This is a genomic window from Thalassospira mesophila (assembly GCF_002115755.1).
GTDB classification, from domain to species: domain Bacteria; phylum Pseudomonadota; class Alphaproteobacteria; order Rhodospirillales; family Thalassospiraceae; genus Thalassospira; species Thalassospira mesophila.
In genome coordinates, this window is the sequence record NZ_JFKA01000009.1 from 127,325 (window position 1) to 150,718 (window position 23,394).

Below are 23,394 nucleotides of genomic sequence, written 5' to 3' on the forward strand. Positions count from 1 at the left end.
GCCCGGAGATTTAAAATGGCACGTATCGATCTTAAAAACCTGGCCCATTCCTACTTCCCTGATCCCAGGGGCGACGACGACTATGCGCTGCGCCGCATGGAACATGTCTGGGAAGATGGCGGCGCCTATGCTCTGCTTGGACCGTCGGGCTGTGGCAAAACCACGCTGTTAAACATCATTTCCGGCCTGCTCACCCCGTCACACGGGCAGGTTTTGTTTGATGGCAAGGATGTCACCGGTCTCGCCCCCGAACAGCGCAATATCGCCCAGGTTTTCCAGTTCCCCGTTATTTACGACACCATGACGGTGTTTGATAACCTCGCCTTCCCCTTGCGCAACCGTGGCATTGCCGAAACACAGGTGAAGTCACGCGTTCACGAAATCGCCGGGATGCTCGATTTAACCGGCAAGCTCAAACAAAAGGCGCGCGGTCTGGGGGCCGATGAAAAACAAACCATTTCGCTGGGGCGGGGGCTGGTGCGCGATGACGTTTCCGCCATCCTGTTTGACGAACCGCTTACGGTTATCGACCCGCATCTGAAATGGGTTTTGCGCCGCAAGCTTAAGGAAATTCACAATAAACTGCGCCCGACCATGGTTTACGTCACCCATGATCAGATCGAGGCCCTGACATTTGCCGACAAGGTTGTTGTTATGTATGGCGGCAAGGTGGTGCAGCTTGGCACCCCGCAGGAACTGTTTGAAAACCCGGCCCATACTTTTGTCGGCTATTTCATCGGCAGCCCCGGCATGAATTTCATGCCCTGTAACATCGATGCCGGTGCCGCCTGGGTTGATGGACAGCGCATTGCCCTGTCCGATACGCAAATGACCGCCCTTGGCAAGGCCACCGGCAAGCTTGAACTGGGCATTCGCCCCGAATTTGTCCGCCTGGAAGGCGAAACAGCGGTTGTCGGTGACGACGGTATTCCCGTTAACATCGTCAAGGTCGAGGATCTGGGCCAGTTCAAAATCGCCACCACCCGGTTTGGCAATGCCGAACTAAAGGTAAAAGTCGGCGAAGACCAGCAGATTAGCGGGCAAAACGGCATTCTGCGCTTTCCGCAGCAATGGACCAAAATTTATGCCGACAGTCAGTTGGTCGCGTAAGGGGGGCCGGGAAAATGAACAAAATCACCAATAACAAGGCCTGGTTTCTGGTACTGCCGGTGTTTTTCATCGTCGCAATCAGCGCCATCATTCCGCTGATGACGGTGGTAAACTATTCCGTGCAGGACATTTTTGGCCCCGACAACCGGTTCTTTGTTGGTACCGAATGGTTCAAACAGGTGCTGGACGACAGCCGCCTGCACGAAGCCCTTCTGCGCCAGATCGGCTATACATTCAGTGTACTTCTGATCGAAATTCCGCTGGGCATCTGCATTGCACTCACGCTCCCGCGCAAGGGCTGGGGCGTTTCGGCCTGCATGGTTTTGCTGGCCCTGCCGCTGCTTATCCCGTGGAACGTGGTCGGCACCATCTGGCAAATTTTCGGTCGTGCCGATATCGGGCTGGGTGGCTATGTGCTTAACATGCTCGGGGTTGATTACAACTACACCCAAAGCTCGGTTGATGCCTGGCTGACCGTTCTGGTCATGGATGTCTGGCATTGGACCAGTCTGGTCGTGCTTTTGTGCTATGCCGGGTTGCGCTCTATCCCCGATGCCTATTATCAGGCCGCCAAAATTGATGGCGCATCGCGCTGGGCCGTGTTCCGCTTTATTCAATTGCCGAAAATGCAGTCGGTTCTGGTTATCGGTGTGCTGCTGCGCTTCATGGACAGTTTCATGATTTACACCGAACCCTTCGTGCTAACAGGCGGCGGTCCGGGCAACGCCACCACTTTCCTAAGCCAGTATCTGACCCGCATGGCCGTGGGCCAGTTTGACCTTGGCCCGGCGGCGGCGTTCTCGCTGATCTATTTCCTGATTATTCTACTGGTTTGCTGGGTTTTCTATACCGTCGTTATGAACGCCGGACAGCGGGAGGAACACTAAAATGAAGTTCCAGAAACGTCATATCGCCCTTTTGGTTTATATCCTGTTCCTGTTGCTGCCCATTTACTGGCTGTTCAACATGTCGATTAAAACCAATACCGAAATTCTTGGGTCCATGACCCTGTTTCCCGATAACCCGACTTTGGCAAACTATGCCACCATCCTGACCGATCCGGCATGGTATTCGGGCTATATCAATTCCATGATCTATGTCGCCATCAATGTGGTGATCTCGCTCACGGTGGCATTGCCGGCGGCCTATGCGTTTTCGCGCTATAATTTTACCGGCGACAAACACCTGTTTTTCTGGCTTTTGACCAACCGTATGGCACCGCCTGCGGTGTTCCTGTTGCCATTCTTTCAGCTCTATTCGTCGGTCGGGTTATTTGACACCCATATTGCGGTTGCGCTGGCGCATTGCCTGTTTAACGTGCCGCTTGCTGTCTGGATCCTCGAAGGTTTCATGTCGGGTATTCCCAAGGAAATCGATGAAACCGCCTATATCGACGGTTATTCATTCCCGCGGTTTTTCACCACCATCTTTATTCCGCTTATTCGGTCGGGCATCGGGGTAACGGCGTTCTTCTGCTTCATGTTCAGCTGGGTTGAACTGCTGCTGGCGCGCACCCTGACCTCGGTTAACGCCAAACCAATTGTCGCCACCATGACCCGGACGGTTTCGGCATCAGGGATGGACTGGGGCGTGCTTGCGGCTGCGGGGGTGTTAACGATTGTGCCGGGGGCGCTGGTAATCTGGTTTGTGCGCAATTACATCGCCAAAGGCTTCGCGATGGGCCGGGTCTGATCGGTAAAGAAAGGAATTAAAACAATGTCATGGATGGCCTGGACACCGGTTACAGCAGTTTTCTTCACCTGCATCGCCTTGATGCTGGTTGGCATGGGCGTTTGGCAGGCGGTTTCGCCCACCATTGCGCGCCGGGGATTTTTGCCGCTGGTTACAACGCGGGGCGACCGCCTTTTTATCAGTTTGCTTGGTGCGGCTTACATCCATCTTGCCTGGCTCGCCGTTAGCGACGCAACAGTCCTGATCGCATCGGGCATCGCGCTCGTCTGGCTGCTTGTCGTCATGCGCTGGGGTTAAATTCATCGGGTGGCCGTGATGTGTCCTACACCGTCGCGGGCACCTTTTATCCTTCGCCAGGGCGGGCATCGGTCTTCCCCCGTTTTGGTGTGCCGGATTTAAAACTGGCAATTTAACGGAAGACCAACAGGGAGGAACGACATGATCGTTACAGCCAAAGGCTCCTCTGCCGTTATCAGGGGTAGTGCGGTTGCAATTGCGTTGGGTTTGGCAGTTCTTGCCAACCCGGCAATGGCCGACCAATATACCGATGCGGCAAAAAAGTGGGTCGATAGTGAATTTCAACCCTCTAGCCTCAGCAAAGACGACCAGATGAAAGAAATGGAATGGCTGATTAAAGCAGCCGAGCCATTTCGCGGTATGGAAATCAACGTGGTTTCCGAAACGCTGACCACGCATGAATATGAATCCAAAACCCTGGCCAAAGCCTTTTCTGAAATCACCGGGATCAAGCTGACCCACGATTTGATCGGCGAAGGCGACGTCATTGAAAAATTGCAAACCCAGATGCAGTCTGGCCGCAATATTTATGACGCCTATATCAATGACTCTGATCTGATCGGCACCCATTTCCGCTATAATGCCGTGGTGCCACTCAGCGATTTCATGGCTGGCGAAGGCAAGGACGTTACCTCGCCAACACTGGATTTAAAGGACTTTATCGGTCTGTCCTTCACCACTGGCCCGGATGGCAAACTCTACCAGCTTCCCGACCAGCAGTTCGCCAACCTTTACTGGTTCCGCTATGACTGGTTCCAGCGCGAAGACCTGCAAAAGCAGTTCAAGGACAAATACGGCTACGATCTTGGCGTGCCGGTTAACTGGTCTGCCTATCAGGACATCGCCGAATTCTTTACCAATGACGTAAAGGAACTCGACGGTCACAAGGTCTATGGCCATATGGATTATGGTAAAAAAGACCCGTCCCTTGGCTGGCGCTTTACCGATGCGTGGCTGTCAATGGCTGGCGAAGGCGACAAGGGCCTGCCCAACGGCCTGCCGGTTGACGAATGGGGTATCCGCGTTGATGGTTGCGCACCGGTTGGGGCCAGTGTCACCCGTGGTGGTGCCACCAACAGCCCGGCATCTGTTTATGCCCTTACCAAATATATCGACTGGCTTAAGGCTTATGCCCCGCCAGAAGCAGCCGGCATGACCTTTGGCGAAGCTGGCCCGGTTCCCGCACAGGGCAACATCGCCCAGCAGATTTTCTGGTACACCGCCTTTACAGCGGACATGACCAAAAAAGGCCTGCCGGTTGTCGATGACGAAGGCAACCCGAAATGGCGTATGGCCCCCTCGCCGCACGGCCCGTATTGGGAAAAAGGCATGAAACTGGGCTATCAGGATGTGGGGTCCTGGACGCTGATGAAATCCACCCCGCTTGAACGCCGCAAGGCAGCCTGGCTTTATGCCCAGTTTGTCACCTCGAAATCGGTGTCGCTGAAAAAGACCCTGACTGGCCTGACCCCGATCCGTCAGTCCGATCTTGATACCCAGGCCATGACCGACATCGCCCCGAAATGGGGTGGTCTGGTCGAATTTTATCGCAGCCCGGCCCGTGTGGCCTGGTCGCCGACCGGCACCAACGTGCCCGACTATCCCAAACTGGCGCAATTGTGGTGGCAGAACGTGGCCGAAGCCGTTACCGGCGAACGGACCCCGCAGGAAGCCATGGACAATCTTGCCGGTGCAATGGACCGCGTGATGGAACGTCTTGGTCGTGCCGGTATCGGTGGCGATTGCGCCCCGAAACTGAACGAGGAAAAAGACGCCCAGTACTGGTTTGACCAGCCCGGTGCGCCGAAACCGAAAATTGATAACGAAAAGCCCCAGGGCGAGACCGTCAAATATGACGATCTGATCCAGGCATGGCGTGAAGGCCGGGCAAACTAACTGCTCGTAAAACGGCAAAGGGAAGCCGAAGGTGTCTGCGCTTTCGGCTTCCCCCTTCTCCCACCTCAACATCCCTGAAAATCGCCCAAAATTAGCAATATTCGCAATATTCAGGGTCCAAAACACCCGGTATCGCATGTTATACTGCGCGCGCGCGGCCTCCCCTTTGCATCATCAGGCAGGAAATTTATGACACGCCATTTTACATCGCCCCTGCGCAAAACGGCTCTCGCGGTGGCGTGCGTCGTAACATTCCCCGGTCTTGCATCTGCGGCGGCGGCATCGTCGCTCGATGACGGGGTCAATGCCTATCGTCACGGTGATTTTAAAAAATCGGCCAGCGTCTTTACCCCGCTTGCCAAACAAGGCAATGCAACCGCGCAATATTTGCTGTCGTGCCAAATGATCAATGGCATTGGCATGCCCGCCGATCAGGATGCAGGCTGGCAAATGCTTGACCATGCCGCACAGGCAGGCCTCCCCGATGCCGAAATTCTACAGGCCCGCCGCCTCGAAGCCCTGCAAGGGTCCCGCCACGATATTCAAACACTTTATGAAAATGCCGCCCATAAGGGCAGCAGTCAGGCCTTGATGTGGCTGGCCCTTGATGATTTGCAAAACAACCGCAAAGACGCCGCCCGGCAACACCTTGATAACGCCTGGTCCGCAGGCGACCCGCGTGCCGCCACCATGATCGCGACCCGTTTCACCGCCGACCCTGTCGCGCGCGAAAAATGGCTTCGTCAGGCCGCCGAACATGGCGAATTACACGCAGCGGCCTATCTGGCGCAGGATTACGAAAAATCCGACGACCGTGCCCAAGCGGTTGGCTGGTGCGCCGTTGCCTCGGGCCTGCCCGGCCACGATGCCAATATCGACTGGAAAAAAATTGGCGATGCGATTACCCAAAACTGTGCCCGTCTTGATGCCGATATGGAACCGGCTGCGCGCACCGATAACCGCGAAAAAGTCGATACCTTCCTGCACGATTTTTTCGCCAATTACCACCCGTGGAAACCGTGGCGCCCCTGTGTGGTCAAATCCGAATAGTCATGCCAGTCACACCGGCTTTGCACTAATAACCCTCACCGGTGCAAATAGGTCGTTCGGCACACATTCATCACTGTGTTCCGCAACCATTTATGCGCCGGGTCGGCATCCATGCGCGGATGCCACATTGCCGATATTTTGAACTCAGGTGTGGCAACCGGCAGCTCAAAACTGGCAAGACCCGACATCGCATCATGATCGGGCAATTGTTTATTGCCAACGCAGGATTGCGGCACCAGCGCCACCAGGTCAGACTGCCGCGCAATCCGCATCGCATCAGGAAATCCGGGCACAACAACCTTTATCGATCGCGCCAGCCCCAATGCGTGTAAAGCCGTATCAATCGGCCCCGCCGTATTGCCATCTTTCGATACCGCAATATGGTGACATGCGGCATAGGCTTCCGGGCGGATCACGCCGCCCGCCGCCAACAACCAATGCCCCGTTCGCACAAGCCCGACCAAGCGGTCATTAAACAAAAACCGGGTACGAATTTCGGGCGCGGTTGTGCCAATCACCCCTATTTCAAGGTCAATCGTCCCGTCGCGCAAGGGGCCCGCATCCTTGTCGGGTTTGGGGGCAAAACGCAGGCACACACCCGGCGCTGCCTTGCTTATTGCCGCCACAACCGGGCCGGATAGAAATTCCATAAAGGCTTCGCTAACCCGCATCGTAAATGTCAGCTCAAGTCCGCCGACATCCAAATCGTTCATCTGCGGGCGCAGCACGGCTTGCGCATCACGCGACAGCCTGTGAACATGCGCGCGCAGTTCTTCTGCCCGCCGTGTCGGCACCATTCCCCGTCCGGCGCGCACCAGCAACGGATCACCGGTTGCGGCGCGCAACCGCGCAAGGGTGCGGCTCATCGCCGATATGCTCAGGCCAAGGCGCTGAGCGGCCGCCGTCACACTGCTTTCGGCCAGCAACACATCCAGCGCGACCAGAAGATTAAGATCAACATCAATATTGTTCATGCCCACAGCCTATCTCATTCGCGGCACCTGACCTAGCGTTTGACGCAACTATAATCTGCTTTCGCTGCGTCTGGCGCCCATGATTGAAGTGTCTATATTTGCATTAAACCCCACCCGCAAAGGACACCAATCCATGCCCAACACCACATCAAATACGCCGACCAAAACAATCCTTCTCATCGGTGCATCGCGGGGCCTTGGTCATGCGATGGCGGCAGAATTTCTGAAAAAAGGCTGGAACGTTGTTGGCACAGTCCGTGATGGCAGCGGCCACACCTTGCTTCACGATCTGCAAGCCCACTATCAAAACCAGCTTGAAATTGAAATTCTCGACATTTGCAAACCGGATCAACTCTGCGCTTTGCATCAGCGCCTGTCAGATCGGAAATTCGATATTCTGTTTGTCAATGCCGGCACCGCCAACCCGGACCCAAACCAGACAATCGGCGAAATATCGACCAAAGACTTCACCGACCTCATGATCACCAATGCCCTTAGCCCGATGCGGGTGATTGAAACGCTAAAAGCCTGTGTTACCGCCACCGGCACCATCGGGGTTATGTCATCCGGGCAAGGCAGCATCGCCAATAATGAAACCGGCCTGCGCGAGCTTTATCGCGGTACCAAGGCCGCCCTTAACATGTTCATGCGCAGCTTCGCCGCCCGCGAGACCACCAACGCCACCCGATCACGCGCCTTTTGCGTCATGGCACCGGGCTGGGTCAAAACCGACCTTGGCGGGCCAGACGCCCGGCTGACAATTAACGAAAGCATCCCCAGCCTTGTCACTGTCCTGCTCGAAAAACACGGCAAACCGGGGCTGGAATATCTTGATTATCTGGGGCGCACAGTTCCCTGGTAAATCGGGTTTTACAACCGGGCCAAAATGTCGGCAGTCACCGGCATTTTGGCCAAGGTATTGTCAATCCGGTTGCGCCATTTGGGGCCACGATCCTGCGCATCCTCAAATGCTTCCTTTAAATCAAACGGCCGGTCCTGTGCCAAAACCTCAATCAGCAAGGCTGCCTGTCGCTGGTCCTTGCGTTGTTTTAAGGCGGCCTCACTGCCATGGCGCCGGTCAGCGACGATCAGCTTGTGAATGGCAAACCGTTCGGGTCGCGGCACGTTCACCAACAGGCCATTGCGATATAAAATCGCCGACTTGATCGGATCCGCGATCAAATAATTCAAATGATGCAGGGACAACGCACTAACGCCAAGCGCCGGAAGGTTTTTAACCGTTTCGCGCTCGTCAAAGGACGGGCTTAAAAATTCAACCAACGATCCGTCCTGCTTTTGTTTCCAGCGCCAGAACGTGCGGCCTTCCTGCGAGGGGACAGCTTCAAATTTCAAATCGGCAAAAACTGCCGCCAGATCTTCATCAACATGGTCGCCAATCGCCAGCGACAAGCGTTCGAAACTGGCAATATCAACATCCATGGTCATCGCCACGTCATCCGCACCTAACCGTATGCCCAATTCACCCTCGTACAGGCGAAAGGCATTGGTGCCAACCAACACCCCCCCAAGGCGAAAAACCCCGACCCGCGCCATCGCCGCCAGCAGGCTTCCCGTACCCCGATCAACCGATAACAGGCCTTCGGCACGCAAAATGCGCAATAATCGCCCGCATTGTTTTTCCTGGTCTTTCTGCGCGGCTTTAATCGCGGCAATCCGCGCAATACGTTCGCGAATATCGTCATTATTGGGGCCAATAAACCGCGCAATGGTATCTGTGCCCAGACGATAGCGATCATACCAGTATTCCCGACCGTTCAGAATGCGCAATTCCGGTGTGCCGCGCACATCCAAAACCTGCGCGTCTTTTAGCAGACGCAACAAATCACTATAGGTCGCAACCGCCGTCGCGCTTAAATTTTGGCAAGTTTCCGCCATATCGCACCATACTGCACAAATTATTTTGTGTGCAGTATAGTATCAAAAAAAGAAAATACTGCACAAATTATTTTATGTACAGTATCTGCCGATTTGCCGGTAAACCGGTCAGTCTTGCGGTGTTAAAATAATCTCGTAAACCACCGACGGCCCACCACCTTCCATCACCATTCGCAGGGATCCCTCATCGCTGATCAGGGCGTCATAGGCCCCCATCGCGTAATTGCCATCCGCACCGCATGCAATGGTAACCGGGCTTTGGCACAATAATATGCGAATGCCGCTGGCAACCGTTTCAAGCTGGCATTTGCCAGAAAATCGATGCCGGGTCACCCTATGGTCGCATTTTGTGCGCCGGGTCATCACGTTCAAATCAGTGATCACGTCATTAATCAAAATCGCCGATGTCGCAACATCGGCCGGAAATGCAAATGGCTGTGCGCCTGGGGTCAGGGTTACCGGCCCCTCATCCCCGATTGTCAACATCATCCCCGCCCCTTGCAAAATTGACAGGGTCCGGTCAATCCCGGAAAAGCTGGAAAACGGGCCATCACTGGCAACCGTTGCCATGCTGATCCGCCAGACAAAATCCTCCAGCCCGGCACCGGCGGGGAAAACGGCGATTTCCGCCGTTTCCCCGCCGCCGTTTTTCCACGGCATCCGGCGATAATCCTGCGCGCGCAAAATGCGAATGGCCGAATGATCAGCCATCATCAATTGCCCAAAATACCGGGCAGGCGCAGGCCATGTTCGCGCGCGCAATCAATGGCAATGTCATAACCGGCATCGGCATGGCGCATCACCCCCGTTGCCGGGTCATTCCACAACACACGTTCGAGGCGTCGTGCGGCATCTGCGCTGCCATCAGCACAAATCACCATGCCCGCATGTTGCGAAAAGCCCATGCCCACCCCGCCGCCATGATGCAAACTCACCCAGGTTGCCCCCGACGCGGTATTAAGCAGCGCGTTTAACAACGGCCAATCCGAAACTGCGTCCGATCCATCCTGCATGGCTTCGGTTTCGCGGTTCGGCGATGCCACCGATCCACTATCCAAGTGGTCACGACCAATCACAATCGGGGCTTTCAGCTCGCCCGATGCCACCATTTCGTTGAATGCCAGGGCCAGCCGGTGACGCTCCCCCAGCCCAACCCAGCAAATACGTGCCGGCAGGCCCTGAAACGAAATACGTTCGCGCGCCATATCCAGCCAGTTATGCAAATGGTGGTTATCGGGCAAAATTTCTTTCACCTTGGCATCGGTTTTGTAAATGTCTTCCGGGTCGCCCGACAGGGCCACCCAGCGGAACGGCCCAATGCCCCGGCAAAAAAGCGGGCGAATACAGGCCGGGACAAACCCCGGAAAATCAAAGGCATTTTCCAGCCCTTCTTCCTTGGCCATCTGGCGAATATTATTGCCGTAATCAATGGTCGGAATACCCTGTTCATGAAACTTCAGCATCGCCTCCACATGCACCCGCATCGATGCACGGGCAGCTTTTTCAACCGCCTTGGGGTCGCTTTCGCGCGTGGCTTTCCATTCGCCCATGGTCCATCCTTGGGGCAAATACCCGTTTATCGGGTCATGGGCCGATGTCTGGTCGGTTACCAAATCGGGCTTCACCCCCCGGCGCACCAGTTCGGGCAATACATCGGCCGCATTGCCCAGCAACCCAACCGATTTTGCTTCACCGGCTTTGGTCCAGCGCGCGATCATCTCAAGGGCTTCATCAAGGCTGTCGGTTTTGGCATCGACATAGCCGGTCCGCAGGCGAAAATCGATGCTCTCAGGGTTACATTCAACCGCCAAACAACACGCCCCGGCCATAACAGCGGCCAGCGGCTGTGCCCCGCCCATGCCGCCAAGGCCCGCAGTCAAAACCCACTTGCCGGCCAGATCGCCATTGTAATGCTGGCGTCCCACTTCGACAAAGGTTTCATAAGTGCCCTGCACAATGCCCTGGCTGCCAATGTAAATCCATGATCCGGCGGTCATTTGCCCATACATCATCAAACCCTTTTTATCGAGTTCGTTGAAATGGTCCCAGGTCGCCCAATGCGGCACCAGGTTTGAATTGGCAATCAACACCCGGGGCGCATCCTTGTGGGTGCGAAAAATCCCCACCGGCTTGCCCGACTGGACCAGCAATGTTTCGTCATCTTCCAGCGATTTTAACGACACAATAATGCGGTCATAATCTTCCCAGGTGCGCGCTGCCCGGCCAATGCCGCCATAAACCACCAGTTCATGCGGGTTTTCGGCCACATCGGGGTGCAAATTGTTCATCAACATGCGCATTGGCGCTTCGGTCAGCCACGATTTGGCAGTAATTTCACTACCATGCGGCGCGATAATCTCACGGATATTGTGGCGCGAATTGGTCATGGTTCAATTTCCCCTAGCAAGATCAAAGGCGATCTGTTCAATGTTGTGCAAAATGGATTTCAGGTGGCTGCGCAGCGGGGCCGCACGGGCGGCGTCATAGTCAAAGGGCGGGGTCTCACGCGCCAGATGCGACGCCTGCGCCAGTTCCATTTGAATCGTGTGAATATTATTATCGCGGTTCGAATAATGCCGCGTCGTCCAGCCGCCCCGGAACCGGCCATTTAACACCGATGTAAACCCGTCGGCATGTTCACACACATCGACAACCGCCTGCTCAATTCGGGGGTCGCAAGTGGTGCCGTTATTGGTGCCAATGTTAAAATCGGGCAGCGTGCCGTCAAACAAAAACGAAATATGCGAGCGGATCGAATGGCAATCATATAAAACCGCCACACCATGCTGCGCTTTCACCCGCTCAACCTCGGCTTTTAACGCCTGATGATAGGGCACATGAAACAGCTCATAGCGGCGTTTGATCTCGGCTTCATCGGGCTTTAACCCGTCTTGCCAAATCGCTTTGCCATCAAAATCGGTATCTGGCACCAGCCCGGTGGTATTTTGCCCCGGATACAGGCTTTGCCCCGACGGATCGCGGTTGGCATCAATCACGTAACGATGAAAAAGGGCGCGCACCATGGTCGCACCGGGCAACAAGTCGCCATACAGATTGTGTATATGCCAGTCGGTATCAGCAAGGATCTTGCCATTATCGTTCAGCTTTGCCCACACATCGCCTGGCACATCGGTACCGGTATGGGGAAAGGCCAATATCACCGGCGATGAACCGGTTTTAACGTCAAAAACACTCATGCTGGAATGTCTCCCGCCTCGTTTGCGTGTTTTTCGCCAGTGGCAACAGGGCCGTTTTATTAGGGCCTGCCGTCGCCGGGCGTAAAATTTGCGATCACCTGATTGGAATTGTATCTTTTCCTTACTTGTTTTTATGTATATACATAATAGAACGCAAAACAACATATTTCTTGCCGCCCGCATAAATCGGGCACGAAGCGGAGATCAGGGACATGGCAACAGGTACGGCAACGCTGCACGCAAAATCGCTATTGGGTGAAAATGGCTGGCTAGAAAATGTCCGCCTGACCCTGACAGATGGTAATATCAGCACCCTTGAAGCCGATTGCCCGGCCCGGCCCGGCGACGAATGCCATAACGTTATTGTCTCTGCGATGCCCAACCTGCACAGCCACGCCTTTCAGCGCGCCATGGCCGGTCTCGCCGAAATGCGCGGCACCGGCAGCGACAGCTTCTGGAGCTGGCGCACCAACATGTATCACTTCGCCCTGTCGATGACGCCCGACGATGTCGAGGCCGTCGCCAGCCAGCTTTACATGGAAATGCTCGAAGCAGGCTTTTCCCGTGTCGGCGAGTTCCATTATCTACATCACGATAAAGACGGCACCCCCTTTGCCAATATCGCCGAAATGGCCGACCGTGTAGCCAGTGCCAGTGCCACCACCGGCATTGACCTTACCTTGCTGCCGGTGTTTTACGCCCATGCCGGTTTTGGCGGCACCGCCCCCACCGACGGGCAGCGCCGCTTCATCAATTCTGTCGATCAGTTCGAAAAGCTGATTGCGGCCTGCAACATCACGGCACAAAATCACGATGGCATGGTCGTTGGTGTCGCCCCGCACAGCCTGCGCGCTGTCACCCCCGATGAACTCGCCAAAATCTCGCAAATGGTCGGCCCCAACCCGGTCCATATTCACATCGCCGAACAACTTCTCGAGGTCAAAGACTGCCTTGCATGGTCGGGCCAGCGCCCGGTTGAGTGGTTATTAGACCACGCCGATCTGTCCGCACAATGGTGCCTGATCCACGCCACCCATATGACCGACGATGAAACAACCCGCATGGCGCAAACCGGTGCCATTGCCGGGCTGTGCCCCATTACAGAAGGCAACCTTGGCGATGGCACTTTCCCCGCCGCACCCTTTTTGGCACAGGGCGGCAAATTTGGCATCGGGTCGGATTCAAACGTGCAAATCAGCATTCCGTCCGAGCTGCGCCAACTGGAATATTCCCAGCGCCTGCACCACAACTCGCGCAATGCCATTGCCAATATATCCTCCTCCACCGGGCGCACCCTGTTTAGCCATGCGCTTTCTGGCGGGGCCACGGCCCTGGCAACCGATAGCGGCATTGCCACCGGCAAACCCGCCAATTTCATCGCCCTTGATACGCGCGAGGCGTCCTATCTGGCTGAGGATCATATCCTCGATGCATGGATTTTTGCTGAAACCATCACGGTCGGCGATGTCTGGGTGCGCGGCAAAAAAGTTGTTCAGGATGGCCGCCACATCGCCCGCGACCAGATCGCACCGCGTTTTCAAAAAACCATGTGTAATCTGCTGTCAAAATAAGTCGGCATGGTTTTCACGAGTTTGTTTTCCTTTGCCCTGCCCTATCGGTTAAAAAGATCGCAGGCATACCAACCGGAAATGAAAAATAATCCATGCGGGCAAATAAGGCACCCACCCTGCATCAGCAGATCATAAACGATATCGAAGGCAACATTCTTTCTGGCACATGGCCGCCGGGCCATCGCATCGCCAATGAAATGGACCTCGCTCAACATTATAGCTGTTCGCGCATGACGGTGAACAAGGCGCTTAGCCAGCTTGCCAAAGCCAATCTGATCGAGCGGCGCAAAAAATCGGGCAGTTTTGTGACCCAGCCGCAAGCACAATCGGCCGTCCTCGAAATTCACGATATCAAGTCCGAGGTTCAGTCACTGGGCCTGCACTATGGCTATACCCGTGCCAGCCGTGTCGAGCGCACAAGCACCACCATTGACATGAAAAATCTGGAATTGCCCGATGCGGGGAATGTGATTGAAGTGATTGGCAAACACTATGCCGGGCCGGGTGTTTTTTGCCTTGAAGAACGCCTGATCAACCTTGCCGTTGTCCCCGACGCCCGCGACGAGGATTTCGTCGACGCCGCCCCCGGTCCGTGGCTCACCAGCCACATCCCCTGGACCACAGCCGAACATCTGATCAAATCCGTTGGCGCAAACAGCCACTATGCCGAGGCCCTGGGTGTTAATCCCGGTACCGCCTGTCTGGTTATCGAACGCCGCACCTGGAGTCATAACGGCCCGGTCACCCATGTCCGCCTGACCTATCCGGGTGACCGCCACGCGCTGGTGGCCCGTTTCACCCCGAGCGACCCGACGGGAAAATCCTCAGGGATTTAGTCCCATATACAACTAAATCTAAATTTCGGCCTGTTTTTAGCCTGTGGTTGTTTTACCCTGCCGACTTTCCAGCCGATACCGTGTGCCGGGATAAACAAGGCGGGCCGCCGAAACGATTCCGTTTGCCGACCAGGTCCGTCGACGGATCATTAAACATGGCTCGTTTGGCAAAATAACCAGCAACTTTGCCTCCCACGGCTGGGCCAATATCGACTCAACCACATGCTCCGAGCCGGTCAGCGGGGCGACTTGCGACAAATACACATTTGGCGTAATCGCGGCAAAATCCTGCGATAAATAATCGGGCACCAGTTCGGGGTTTACAAACCGGTCCTCGATTTGCACGGGCACATCATTTTCACGATGCACAATCAGCGAATGCAACACCGCCGCCCCGATGGGAATATCAAGCGCATCCGCCACATCGGGTGATGCTGCCTGATCGGCTAAAACCACCACCGATGCCGCGTGAACATGGCCGCGTTCGGCGATTTCCTCGGCAATATTGCGCACTTCAAACAGGGCCGAATACCCCTTTTTCTGCGCCACAAAAGACCCAACCCCTTGCACCCGTACAAGCTCGCCCTCGTGGGCCAGTTCGCGCAATGCCCGGTTGGCAGTCATCTTGCTAATACCAAGCTCGGATACCAGTTCGTTTTCTGACGGAATACGATGATTAGGCGGCCATTCTCCACGGTGGATCCGGTCTAAAATCATCTGCTTGACCTCAATATATAACGGTCCGCCGCCCTCCCGCCCCTCACGCAATGTTTCACCCGCAAACAGTGACGTGGTCTTTTTTTGCCGGGCTGGCCGCTGCGCGTTGATTTTTGTCATTATCACCCGTTCCTGCGTGGTTTTTGCACTGCACATATAATACACTTTTTATTTGATGAGCGTAAAAAAGTGTCATATGTTACATATACAACCACAAAGAAAAATGTTCCAGCCCCACCCCTGACGCTGACAAGTCGACGTAAAAAATATATCAGGGTGTGTCGGAATTTATCAGGGTCTATTCGCTTCAGTCGTTCGCAGGAGATTTTAAAAGATGTTCAGGAAAGTTCTTTTGGCAGCCGCTGCCCTTTGCGCCGTTGCCGGTGTTACGCCCTCACAGGCAAAAGAATGGAAAAACGTAACCATCACGCTCGAAGGGGCCTATGCGCCCTGGAACAGCACCAACCCCGATGGCTCGCTGGCCGGGTTTGAACCCGAACTGGCCGACTATCTGTGCGACCACATGAAAGTGGAATGCACCCTGGTCGCATCCGACTGGGACAGCATGATCACCAGCCTTAATGCTGGCAAATACGATGTGGTCATGGATGCCCTGTCGATCACGCCGGAACGTGAAAAAATCATCGCCTTCTCGATCCCCTATGCCAATACCCATGCCGCCTTTGCCGCCCCGGTCGAAAGCGACTATGCCCAGGCGCTTGGCACCGGCGAAGTTATTAAAATGGCCCCGGATTATTCCGGCGGCAAAGAACAGATCGCCGCCATGCGCAAGGCGTTTGATGGCGCAACCATCGGCATTCAGGCCGGTACGGTTTACGCCAAATTCATCTATGACAATTTCAAGGATGTCGCCACCATCCGCGAATACAAAAACGGCGCCGAACGCGATCTCGACCTGCAAACCGGTCGTATCGATCTTGGCTTCGACGACACCACCAACCTTCTGGCATCCTTTAAAACCGCCGACGAAGAAATGGCCATCACCGGCCCCGAAATCGCCGGTAACGTTTTTGGCACCGGCGAAGGCCTGGGCCTGCGCAAGGCAGATACCGACCTCAAAGCCATGTTTGACGACGCGATAAAAGCCGCCATTGCCGATGGCACGCTTGAAGAACTGTCGATGAAATGGTTTGGCACCGACGTCAGCCCGCAATAATCCCGGCCGATACCAAGGCAGAAAGCGCGTTTTCGCCGCGCGATGAAACCGCGCTTTCTGCTCCCTTTCCGTCGTCGTTACTGTTGGTGCAACCGGCGCACACAGTACCGCCCCAAGCCATCCTGGAACACGAAGGCCTGGCACATGGAAATCATTGATCTACTTGGTTTTGGCGACAAAGGCTGGGGCGTCCTTATCCTGACTGGCATGGCGCTAACCCTTTGTGTCACCCTGGCCTCTCTGGCAATCGGGGCGGTTATTGGCGCCATTGTTGCGGCGGCCAAACTGTCCGATCGCTGGTGGTCACGCATGCTGGGTACGGCCTATACTACCGTGTTTCGTGGCGTCCCCGAACTGCTGATCATTTATCTAATCTATTTTGGCGGCTCCAGTGCCGTGACGGCCATTGGTCAGGCCATCGGCATCGAAGGCTTTCTTGGCATGCCGTCTTTTCTCGCCGGGGCGCTCGCCGTGGGTCTTATTTCCGGTGCCTATCAGGCCGAAGTTTACCGCGGCGCCTATCGCGCCATACCCGTGGGCGAAATCGAAGCTGCCGCTTCCATCGGCATGCCGCCGCTCCGCAGCCTTCGCCGCATCATTTTGCCGCAAATCCTGCGCTTTGCCATTCCGGGGCTTAACAATGTCTGGCAGCTGTCGCTTAAGGATTCAGCCCTTATTTCCGTCACTGGTCTGGCCGAACTGATGCGCACCACCCAGGTCGCAGCGGGCTCCACCCGCCAATATTTCCTGTTCTATATCGTTGGCGGGGTGCTTTATCTGGTGCTGACCAGCTTTTCCGAGCGGGTGTTTAATTCCGCCGAACGCAAAAGCAACAAATCCATGCCACGCGGCATGGGTCAGGTATAGGGGGCGATCATGGATTTTCCGTTTCTTCTGTCCACGATGAAGTCCCTGCTGGCCGCCACCCCCACCACGCTGGGGCTGTTTTCGCTGTCCATTTTCTTTGGCGGTTTGCTGGCGTTATTAATCGTCACCATGCGGGTCAGCAACAACATCGTCGCGCGTAACTTTGCCAAAGGTTACATCTTTGTCTTTCGCGGATCTCCCCTGTTAATCCAGATGTTTCTGGTGTTTTATGGTCTTGGCCAGTTTGGCGTTATTCGCCACAGCATTGTCTGGCCTGCCCTTCGCGAACCTTTTGTTTGTGCGGTTTTGTCGCTGGCGCTGTGCACCGGGGGTTATTCCGCCGAAATTTTCCGAAGCGGCCTGCGCGCTGTTCCACCGGGCGAAATCGAAGCCGCCCGTGCTGCCGGCATGTCGGGCTTTTTGTTGCTGCGCCGGATCATCGCCCCCATCGCCTTTCGCCATGCCCTGCCCGCCTATTCGACCGAAATCGTTTTGATGGTGAAATCTACCGCGCTGGCAAGTCTGGTCACGGTTTGGGAAATAACCGGCGTTGCCCAACGGCTGATCTCGCAAACCTATCGCACCATGGAAGTTTTCATGTGTGCGGCCGCCCTGTATCTGATCCTTAATTTCCTGATTTTACAGGTGCTGGCCCTGATCGAACACCGGTTGAACCGCCACAATCTCCGCCCGGCAGAGCGCAAGCCCTCGGTCATGTCGGCGTTTTTCGGGGCGCGCCCGTAACCCGCAATCGGCCCTGTACCGACCCCCCCCCTGAACCAGCACCAACACCGGCATTCTTTAAAAAGGATCGTCCCATGTCCGCCACCCCCAGGCTTTCCGTTCGCAATATCCGCAAAAGTTTTGGCACCCACGAGGTTTTGCGCGGCATCTCGCTTGATGCGCATGACGGCGATGTTATCAGTGTGCTAGGCGCCAGTGGGTCAGGAAAATCTACCTTTTTGCGCTGCATCAACCTGCTCGAAACCGCCGACGATGGCGACATCGTGGTCAATGGCGAAGAAATTGCCATGAAAACCACGCCACGCGGGCGCGGTGCCGCCAGCCGCAAACAACTGGACCGCATCCGCAGCGAACTGGGCATGGTGTTTCAATCGTTTAATTTATGGTCGCACATGACCATTCTTGAAAACATCATCGAAGGCCCGGTTCAGGTGCAAAAACGCCCCCGTGCCGACTGCGTGGCCGAGGCCGAAGCCCTGCTTGAAAAAGTCGGCATTGCCGATCGCAAGGATTACTACCCCGCCCATCTGTCGGGCGGGCAAAAACAGCGTGCCGCCATTGCCCGCTCCCTTGCCATGCACCCCAAGGTCATCCTGTTTGACGAACCCACCTCGGCACTGGACCCGGAACTGGTGGGCGAAGTTCTGCACGTCATGCGCGATCTGGCGGCTGAAAAAATGACCATGCTGGTCGTCACCCACGAAATGGGCTTTGCCCGCAATGTGTCGAACCGCGTCATTTTCATGCGCGACGGCCAAATCGATTGCGACGGACCCCCGCAAGACATGTTTGGCGGCAAAGGCTCCCCTCATTTCCGGCAATTCATCCGTCATATGGAAACCGAACATCATGCTGCGTAATGTTGTCCTTGATAACACCCTGACCTGGCACGATGTTTCCGCCATCGCCCACGGTGCCCCGCTTGAAATTGCCCGCGCCCCCAATGACCGCGTCGTCAAAGGCCGCCAGATTGTCGAAGCCCTGGTCAGCCGCGGCATCCATGCCTATGGCATTACCTCTGGCGTCGGTGCGCTGGCCGATACGGTGGTGGGCCGAAACGCGCAGGCGCAATTGTCGCGCAACATCATCCTCAGCCATGCCTGCGGTACCGGTCCTTTGTTGCCCGCCCCGGCAGTGCGCGCCATCATTGCCGCCCAAATCAACAATTTCGCCCATGGTTACTCCGGTGTCCGCCCGGCTACCGTCGCCGCCCTTCAGGCCCTGTTAAATCACAATTGCATCCCCGCCGTTCCTTCCAAGGGGTCGGCGGGTTATCTCATTCACATGGCGCATATTGCGCTGGTGCTGATTGGTGAAGGCCGGGCAACGCTGAACGGCGAAATGCTGTCAGGTGCCAATGCGCTAGCAAAAATCGGCGTTGCCCCGCTGGTCCTGCAAGCCAAGGAAGGCCTCAGTCTGGTTAACGGCACGTCATGTTCGGCAGGGTTGGGGTCCTTTGCGCTGGCACGTGCCTATCGTCTGGCCGACTGGGCCGATGCGGTTGCCGCCATCACACTGGAATCATCAGGCGCACAAATGGCGGCGTTCGATGAAAATATTCTCGCCCTTCGCAAATCCATCGGCATTCAGCAGGTCGGTAAAACACTGCGCGCCCGTCTGGCCCACAGCCGCCGGATTGACCTTTCGATTGGCAAACACACCCAGGACGCGCTCAGTTTGCGTGCCACCCCGCACGCCCACGGCGCTGTGCGCGATGTTTTTGCCAATACCGCCCAAATCGTTGATCAGGAACTGGCCTCTGTCACCGACAACCCGATTGTTCACGGCACCCCGGAAGACCCCAAAGTCGCCTCCGAGGCCCACGCTGTCGCCCCCGCGCTGGCCTTGGCGCTCGACGGCCTCGCCATCGCCGTTTGTCAGCTTTCCATGTTGTCCGAACGCCGGCTGGATCGGCTGGTAAACCCGCTGGTCAGTGACCTTCCGGCCTTTCTCACCAACGATCCCGGCGTCGGCTCCGGTCTTATGATCGCCCAATATACCGCTGCCGCCCTTGCCGCTGAAAACCGCCGTTTGGGTGCCCCGGCCAGCCTCGATGGCGGCATCACATCTGCCCTTCAGGAAGACTACCTTGCCCACCCCACGGCAGCCGCCAACAAACTGCTTGTGGTCCTTGATAACGCCGAACAGGTGCTGGCGATCGAACTCATGGCCGCCGTTCAGGCCGCCGATCTGGTTAGCGCCGATGCCGATGCTGGCGACAGTGCCGCCATGCGCGCCCCGGGCACCAACGCCATCTATCATCAGGTCCGTAATCTGTTGCCCCTCTATCGCGACGATCACGCCTTGGGCGACGATCTTGAAACCCTGCGTCATCTCATCGCCACCAGCGAACCTGCCCCCATCCCGGCAATGGCCTAAACCCTTTTACCGCTGCTAAAACCACCTCCAGCACTTGCCTTTTGGCGTTAATATTGTATGCCAAAGATCAAGCCACAAACCGTCAGGTAACAAGGATTTCCACATGTCGAACCCGTATGATGTTGCCGTTATCGGCCTTGGCGCGATGGGAAGTGCCGCCGTATCCTTTCTGGCTGCCCGTGGTGTCCGTGTTATCGGGTTTGAGGCTGCCAGTCCCGCCCACGGCCTTGGCTCCTCGCACGGCGACAGCCGCCTGATCCGGCTTGGCTATTTTGAAGACCCAAGTTACGTGCCGTTGTTGCACCGCGCCTATGAAAACTGGCGCGGCCTTGAAAATCGCCTGCGCGAACGCATTTTGCACGTCACCGGCGTTTTGCAAATCGGCAAGCCCGACAGCAAAATCATCACCGGCACCCGCGCTTCATGCGACCTTTACGGTCTCGCCAGCGACACGCTTTTCGCCGATCAGATGCGCAAACGGTTTCCGGTTTTCGGGCTCGACGACGACGAAGTCGCGATCCTCGACCCCAATGGCGGCTGGCTCAAACCCGAAAGTGCCATCTGGGGATATCTGCGCATGGCTGCCGCCGATGGTGCAGCCCTGCATCTGGGTGAAAAGGTCGAGGAAATTGCACCCGATGATAATGGCGTTAACATTGTTGTGGGCGACCAGAAGTACCGGGTAAACCGGGTCATTGTTGCCACCGGCTCCTGGATATCGCAGTTGATCCCGGCACTGCAAAACATCACCAACCCCATCCGTCAGGTTGTGGCGTGGTATCGCCCCGCCAACGGCTTTGTCACCGACCCGCTGCGCATGCCCGCCTTTTTGCGCGACGAAGGCACCGACAGCTCGTTTTTCGGCTTCCCCGAAATCGGCCCGGATGGGGTTAAAATTGGCCGTCATGCCCATTTTATGGAAAGCATCGACCCCGACGCCCCCTACTGTGCTGTCAATGACGCCGACCGCGCCCTACTTGACGATTTCGCCGCCAAACGCCTGCCCGGCATGCAGGGGCGCCGGGTTAACGAAACCACCTGTCGCTACACCATGCTGCCCGGCGAAAACTTCCTGCTCGACCATTTGCCGGGCGAAAACCGCGTCATAGTCGCATCGCCCTGTTCGGGCCACGGTTTTAAATTCACCAGCGTGATTGGCGAAATTCTGGCCGACCTTGCCACCAAAGGCGGCACCGACTTCCCGATTGAAGCCTTCACGTTTGACCGCCTGATGAAAGCCGCCCAAAGTGCCGATTGAACAAGCTGGCGGTGCCTGTAAGTATGACGGCAAATGCCCCCGCCCCGGCATCAAATGCCAAAGTGAAAGCGCTTTCACTTTGGCATGAGAAAAACATAAACGGCATCGACCTTTGATCGATGCCGTTTATTGCAAAATCCCGGCCTATGCTGCTATGCGCTGATAATCACGTCACAATCACATACCCGACACGGGCCCAACACCCCCCGAAAGGCGCTTAAATCGCCAGCCCACCAGCAATATTGATGGTTTCACCGGTGATATAGCCTGCCGAAGGCCCAGCAATGAAACAAACCGTTTCGGCCACTTCTTCCAATGTCGCAATCCGGCGGATCGGATGCATATTCAAAATGGCGTCACGATCAGGCAATTCGCCTGCCACATCCGCCGCCATATCGGTTGGCATGATGCCCGGCTGAATAACATTGACCGTAATATTGCGCGGGCCAAGATCACGGGCAATGCCTCGCGCATAGCCGACAAGTGCGGTTTTGCTACCGGCATAATCGGCAACACCGGCAAACGGCACATACGATCCCAGCAAAGAACCAATAAAGATAATACGCCCGCCATCGCTCAGTTTAAGCGCGGCAGCGCGCGTATTGGCAATGGTGCCCAGAACATTGACCTGCCACTGGCGATTATACTTATCCCCATCCAGTTCAGGATCATCCACCAGTTGCCCCTGAATAGCGATACCGGCATTGTTAACCAGTATGTCAAGCTGGCCAAACTCGGCAATCACGGTCTCAATCAACGGCTTTGCCGATGCAAGGTCCGACTGGTCACTTTTGATCGCAATCGCCCGTGCCCCTTTGGCCTTTAGTTTCGCCACCACAGCCTCAGCCTTGTCTGCAGATGCTGCATATGTAATGGCGACAGCTGCTCCGCGATCTGCAAGTTGTTCTGCAACCACGGCCCCAAGGCCGCGTGATCCGCCAGTAACAAGAGCAACTTTTCCGTTCAGAGATTTGGTCATTGTCAGTTCTTTCCATTTGAAACCCCCGGTTTCCTGTGGGGAAAAATCCGGGACTTACTTTTGTAATGATCATTATAATAACGACTGTTACGAAACTGGACATGGGCTGTCAAGTTGTTTAATAATGGTCATTATGAAAAATGACGGTTCAAACTGATGGGACGCCCCCGCAAGATAGATGTGGAAAAAACACTGGATGCTGCCTTGTGCGTTTTTTGGCGCAAAGGCTATGAAGGTGCGTCTTATACCGACCTGACAGAAGCTGCCGGCGTTGAACGTCCCGCGCTGTATTCGGCATTCGGAAACAAGGAAGAACTGTTTCGCCGCGTCCTGGCACGCTATTATGACCGCTATATGGATTTCATTCCCGAAGCACTGCAATTGCCAACCGCCCGCGCGGTTGCCGCCCATCTGCTGTATAAATCGATCGAGCTTAATACCCGCTATCCGGAGCATACCGGCTGTCTGGGCATAAATGGCGCTCTTGCCGGTTCGGATGACGCCGAACCCGTGCGCCAGGCCCTGATCGACGCCCGCGCCGAAGCCGAAGTAAAAGTTCGCACCCGATTTGAGCAGGCGCAGTCCGAAGGCGATTTACCCCAAACAGCAAAACCCGCAGCCCTGGCGACTTTCCTGATGGCTGTTGTGCATGGCATGGCCATTCAGGCCAAAGCCGGTTTTAGCCGCGAAACACTGAAAACTGTGGCCGAGCAGGCCCTCAACGCGTGGCCCTCGGCATAACGGCTGTCACTTT

General features: G+C 55.9%; 23 protein-coding genes. 16 read left to right on the forward strand and 7 right to left on the reverse strand.

The features are described 5' to 3' along the window. Positions 1-15: 15 nt before the first annotated feature. The 6 genes from TMES_RS17060 to TMES_RS17085 all read left to right on the forward strand — a co-directional run bounded on the left by TMES_RS17060 (position 16) and on the right by TMES_RS17085 (position 6,045). Positions 16-1,110, forward strand: coding sequence for an ABC transporter ATP-binding protein (locus tag TMES_RS17060; RefSeq protein WP_085584772.1), 1,095 nt, complete (start codon positions 16-18; stop codon positions 1,108-1,110). Positions 1,111-1,124: 14 nt separating this feature from the next. Beyond that, positions 1,125-1,997: a carbohydrate ABC transporter permease gene (locus TMES_RS17065; protein WP_085584774.1), complete on the forward strand. Its 873-nt coding sequence runs from the start codon at positions 1,125-1,127 to the stop codon at positions 1,995-1,997. Position 1,998: 1 nt separating this feature from the next. Further along, positions 1,999-2,802 (forward strand): carbohydrate ABC transporter permease, encoded by an 804-nt coding sequence (locus tag TMES_RS17070; RefSeq protein ID WP_085584776.1) that lies wholly within the window; start codon positions 1,999-2,001, stop codon positions 2,800-2,802. A 24-nt stretch (positions 2,803-2,826) separates the two neighbouring features. Further along, positions 2,827-3,099 carry a DUF2160 domain-containing protein gene (locus TMES_RS17075; protein ID WP_085584778.1) on the forward strand — a complete coding sequence of 91 codons (273 nt, stop codon included), beginning with the start codon at positions 2,827-2,829 and terminating at the stop codon, positions 3,097-3,099. Positions 3,100-3,240: 141 nt separating this feature from the next. Next, positions 3,241-4,995, forward strand: coding sequence for an ABC transporter substrate-binding protein (locus TMES_RS17080; RefSeq protein WP_085584780.1), 1,755 nt, complete (start codon positions 3,241-3,243; stop codon positions 4,993-4,995). A 189-nt stretch (positions 4,996-5,184) separates the two neighbouring features. After that, on the forward strand, positions 5,185-6,045 hold the full coding sequence (locus TMES_RS17085; protein ID WP_245835497.1) for a tetratricopeptide repeat protein: 861 nt from the start codon (positions 5,185-5,187) through the stop codon (positions 6,043-6,045). Between the two features lie 35 nt (positions 6,046-6,080). On the opposite strand, the gene TMES_RS17090 is transcribed toward TMES_RS17085, so the two are convergent. After that, positions 6,081-7,019, reverse strand: coding sequence for a LysR family transcriptional regulator (locus TMES_RS17090; protein WP_085584782.1), 939 nt, complete (start codon positions 7,017-7,019; stop codon positions 6,081-6,083). Between the two features lie 133 nt (positions 7,020-7,152). Between TMES_RS17090 and TMES_RS17095 the strand changes: the two genes are divergently transcribed. Beyond that, positions 7,153-7,881, forward strand: coding sequence for an SDR family NAD(P)-dependent oxidoreductase (locus TMES_RS17095; RefSeq protein ID WP_085584784.1), 729 nt, complete (start codon positions 7,153-7,155; stop codon positions 7,879-7,881). Positions 7,882-7,889: 8 nt separating this feature from the next. On the opposite strand, the gene TMES_RS17100 is transcribed toward TMES_RS17095, so the two are convergent. The 4 genes from TMES_RS17100 to hutG all read right to left on the reverse strand — a co-directional run bounded on the left by TMES_RS17100 (position 7,890) and on the right by hutG (position 12,112). Next, positions 7,890-8,915 carry a nucleotidyltransferase family protein gene (locus tag TMES_RS17100; RefSeq protein ID WP_085584786.1) on the reverse strand — a complete coding sequence of 342 codons (1,026 nt, stop codon included), beginning with the start codon at positions 8,913-8,915 and terminating at the stop codon, positions 7,890-7,892. 108 nt (positions 8,916-9,023) lie between these two features. After that, complete coding sequence (locus TMES_RS17105; RefSeq protein WP_245835498.1) at positions 9,024-9,629, reverse strand: HutD/Ves family protein; 606 nt, start codon at positions 9,627-9,629, stop codon at positions 9,024-9,026. Continuing rightward, positions 9,629-11,302: a urocanate hydratase gene (hutU, locus tag TMES_RS17110; RefSeq protein WP_085584788.1), complete on the reverse strand. Its 1,674-nt coding sequence runs from the start codon at positions 11,300-11,302 to the stop codon at positions 9,629-9,631. Before hutU ends, TMES_RS17105 begins: the two co-directional genes overlap by 1 nt. A 3-nt stretch (positions 11,303-11,305) precedes the next feature. Next, the gene (hutG, locus tag TMES_RS17115; RefSeq protein ID WP_085584790.1) at positions 11,306-12,112 is read right to left on the reverse strand and encodes an N-formylglutamate deformylase; all 807 of its coding nucleotides are present in this window, start codon (positions 12,110-12,112) and stop codon (positions 11,306-11,308) included. Positions 12,113-12,324: 212 nt separating this feature from the next. Here hutG and TMES_RS17120 point away from each other — a divergent pair, with 212 nt between their 5' ends. After that, positions 12,325-13,683 carry a formimidoylglutamate deiminase gene (locus TMES_RS17120; RefSeq protein ID WP_085584792.1) on the forward strand — a complete coding sequence of 453 codons (1,359 nt, stop codon included), beginning with the start codon at positions 12,325-12,327 and terminating at the stop codon, positions 13,681-13,683. 92 nt (positions 13,684-13,775) lie between these two features. Then, positions 13,776-14,519 carry a histidine utilization transcriptional repressor HutC gene (gene hutC, locus TMES_RS17125; protein WP_085584794.1) on the forward strand — a complete coding sequence of 248 codons (744 nt, stop codon included), beginning with the start codon at positions 13,776-13,778 and terminating at the stop codon, positions 14,517-14,519. A 36-nt stretch (positions 14,520-14,555) separates the two neighbouring features. Here the strand turns inward: hutC (TMES_RS17125) and hutC (TMES_RS17130) are convergent, their stop codons facing one another. Beyond that, positions 14,556-15,356 (reverse strand): histidine utilization transcriptional repressor HutC, encoded by an 801-nt coding sequence (hutC, locus tag TMES_RS17130; RefSeq protein ID WP_085584796.1) that lies wholly within the window; start codon positions 15,354-15,356, stop codon positions 14,556-14,558. A gap of 214 nt (positions 15,357-15,570) precedes the next feature. On the opposite strand from hutC (TMES_RS17130), the gene TMES_RS17135 reads away from it, so the two are divergent. The 6 genes from TMES_RS17135 to solA all read left to right on the forward strand — a co-directional run bounded on the left by TMES_RS17135 (position 15,571) and on the right by solA (position 21,661). After that, the gene (locus TMES_RS17135) at positions 15,571-16,413 is read left to right on the forward strand and encodes a transporter substrate-binding domain-containing protein (RefSeq protein ID WP_085584798.1); all 843 of its coding nucleotides are present in this window, start codon (positions 15,571-15,573) and stop codon (positions 16,411-16,413) included. Positions 16,414-16,557: 144 nt separating this feature from the next. Continuing rightward, entirely contained in the window at positions 16,558-17,280 is a 723-nt protein-coding gene (locus TMES_RS17140; protein ID WP_085584800.1) for an ABC transporter permease, read from the forward strand. Positions 17,281-17,289: 9 nt separating this feature from the next. Beyond that, a complete protein-coding gene (locus TMES_RS17145) occupies positions 17,290-18,024 on the forward strand; it encodes an ABC transporter permease (RefSeq protein WP_085584802.1) in 735 nt (244 codons plus the stop codon). Positions 18,025-18,098: 74 nt separating this feature from the next. Beyond that, positions 18,099-18,884: an ABC transporter ATP-binding protein gene (locus TMES_RS17150; RefSeq protein ID WP_085584804.1), complete on the forward strand. Its 786-nt coding sequence runs from the start codon at positions 18,099-18,101 to the stop codon at positions 18,882-18,884. Beyond that, a complete protein-coding gene (locus TMES_RS17155; RefSeq protein WP_085584805.1) occupies positions 18,874-20,403 on the forward strand; it encodes an HAL/PAL/TAL family ammonia-lyase in 1,530 nt (509 codons plus the stop codon). Before TMES_RS17150 ends, TMES_RS17155 begins: the two co-directional genes overlap by 11 nt. A gap of 103 nt (positions 20,404-20,506) precedes the next feature. After that, positions 20,507-21,661 (forward strand): N-methyl-L-tryptophan oxidase, encoded by a 1,155-nt coding sequence (gene solA / locus TMES_RS17160; protein ID WP_085584807.1) that lies wholly within the window; start codon positions 20,507-20,509, stop codon positions 21,659-21,661. A 217-nt stretch (positions 21,662-21,878) separates the two neighbouring features. Here the strand turns inward: solA and TMES_RS17165 are convergent, their stop codons facing one another. Then, positions 21,879-22,640, reverse strand: a complete 762-nt coding sequence (locus TMES_RS17165; protein ID WP_085584809.1) for an SDR family NAD(P)-dependent oxidoreductase — start codon at positions 22,638-22,640, stop codon at positions 21,879-21,881. A gap of 156 nt (positions 22,641-22,796) precedes the next feature. Here TMES_RS17165 and TMES_RS17170 point away from each other — a divergent pair, with 156 nt between their 5' ends. Further along, positions 22,797-23,381: a TetR/AcrR family transcriptional regulator gene (locus TMES_RS17170; protein WP_085584811.1), complete on the forward strand. Its 585-nt coding sequence runs from the start codon at positions 22,797-22,799 to the stop codon at positions 23,379-23,381. Positions 23,382-23,394 lie beyond the last annotated feature (13 nt).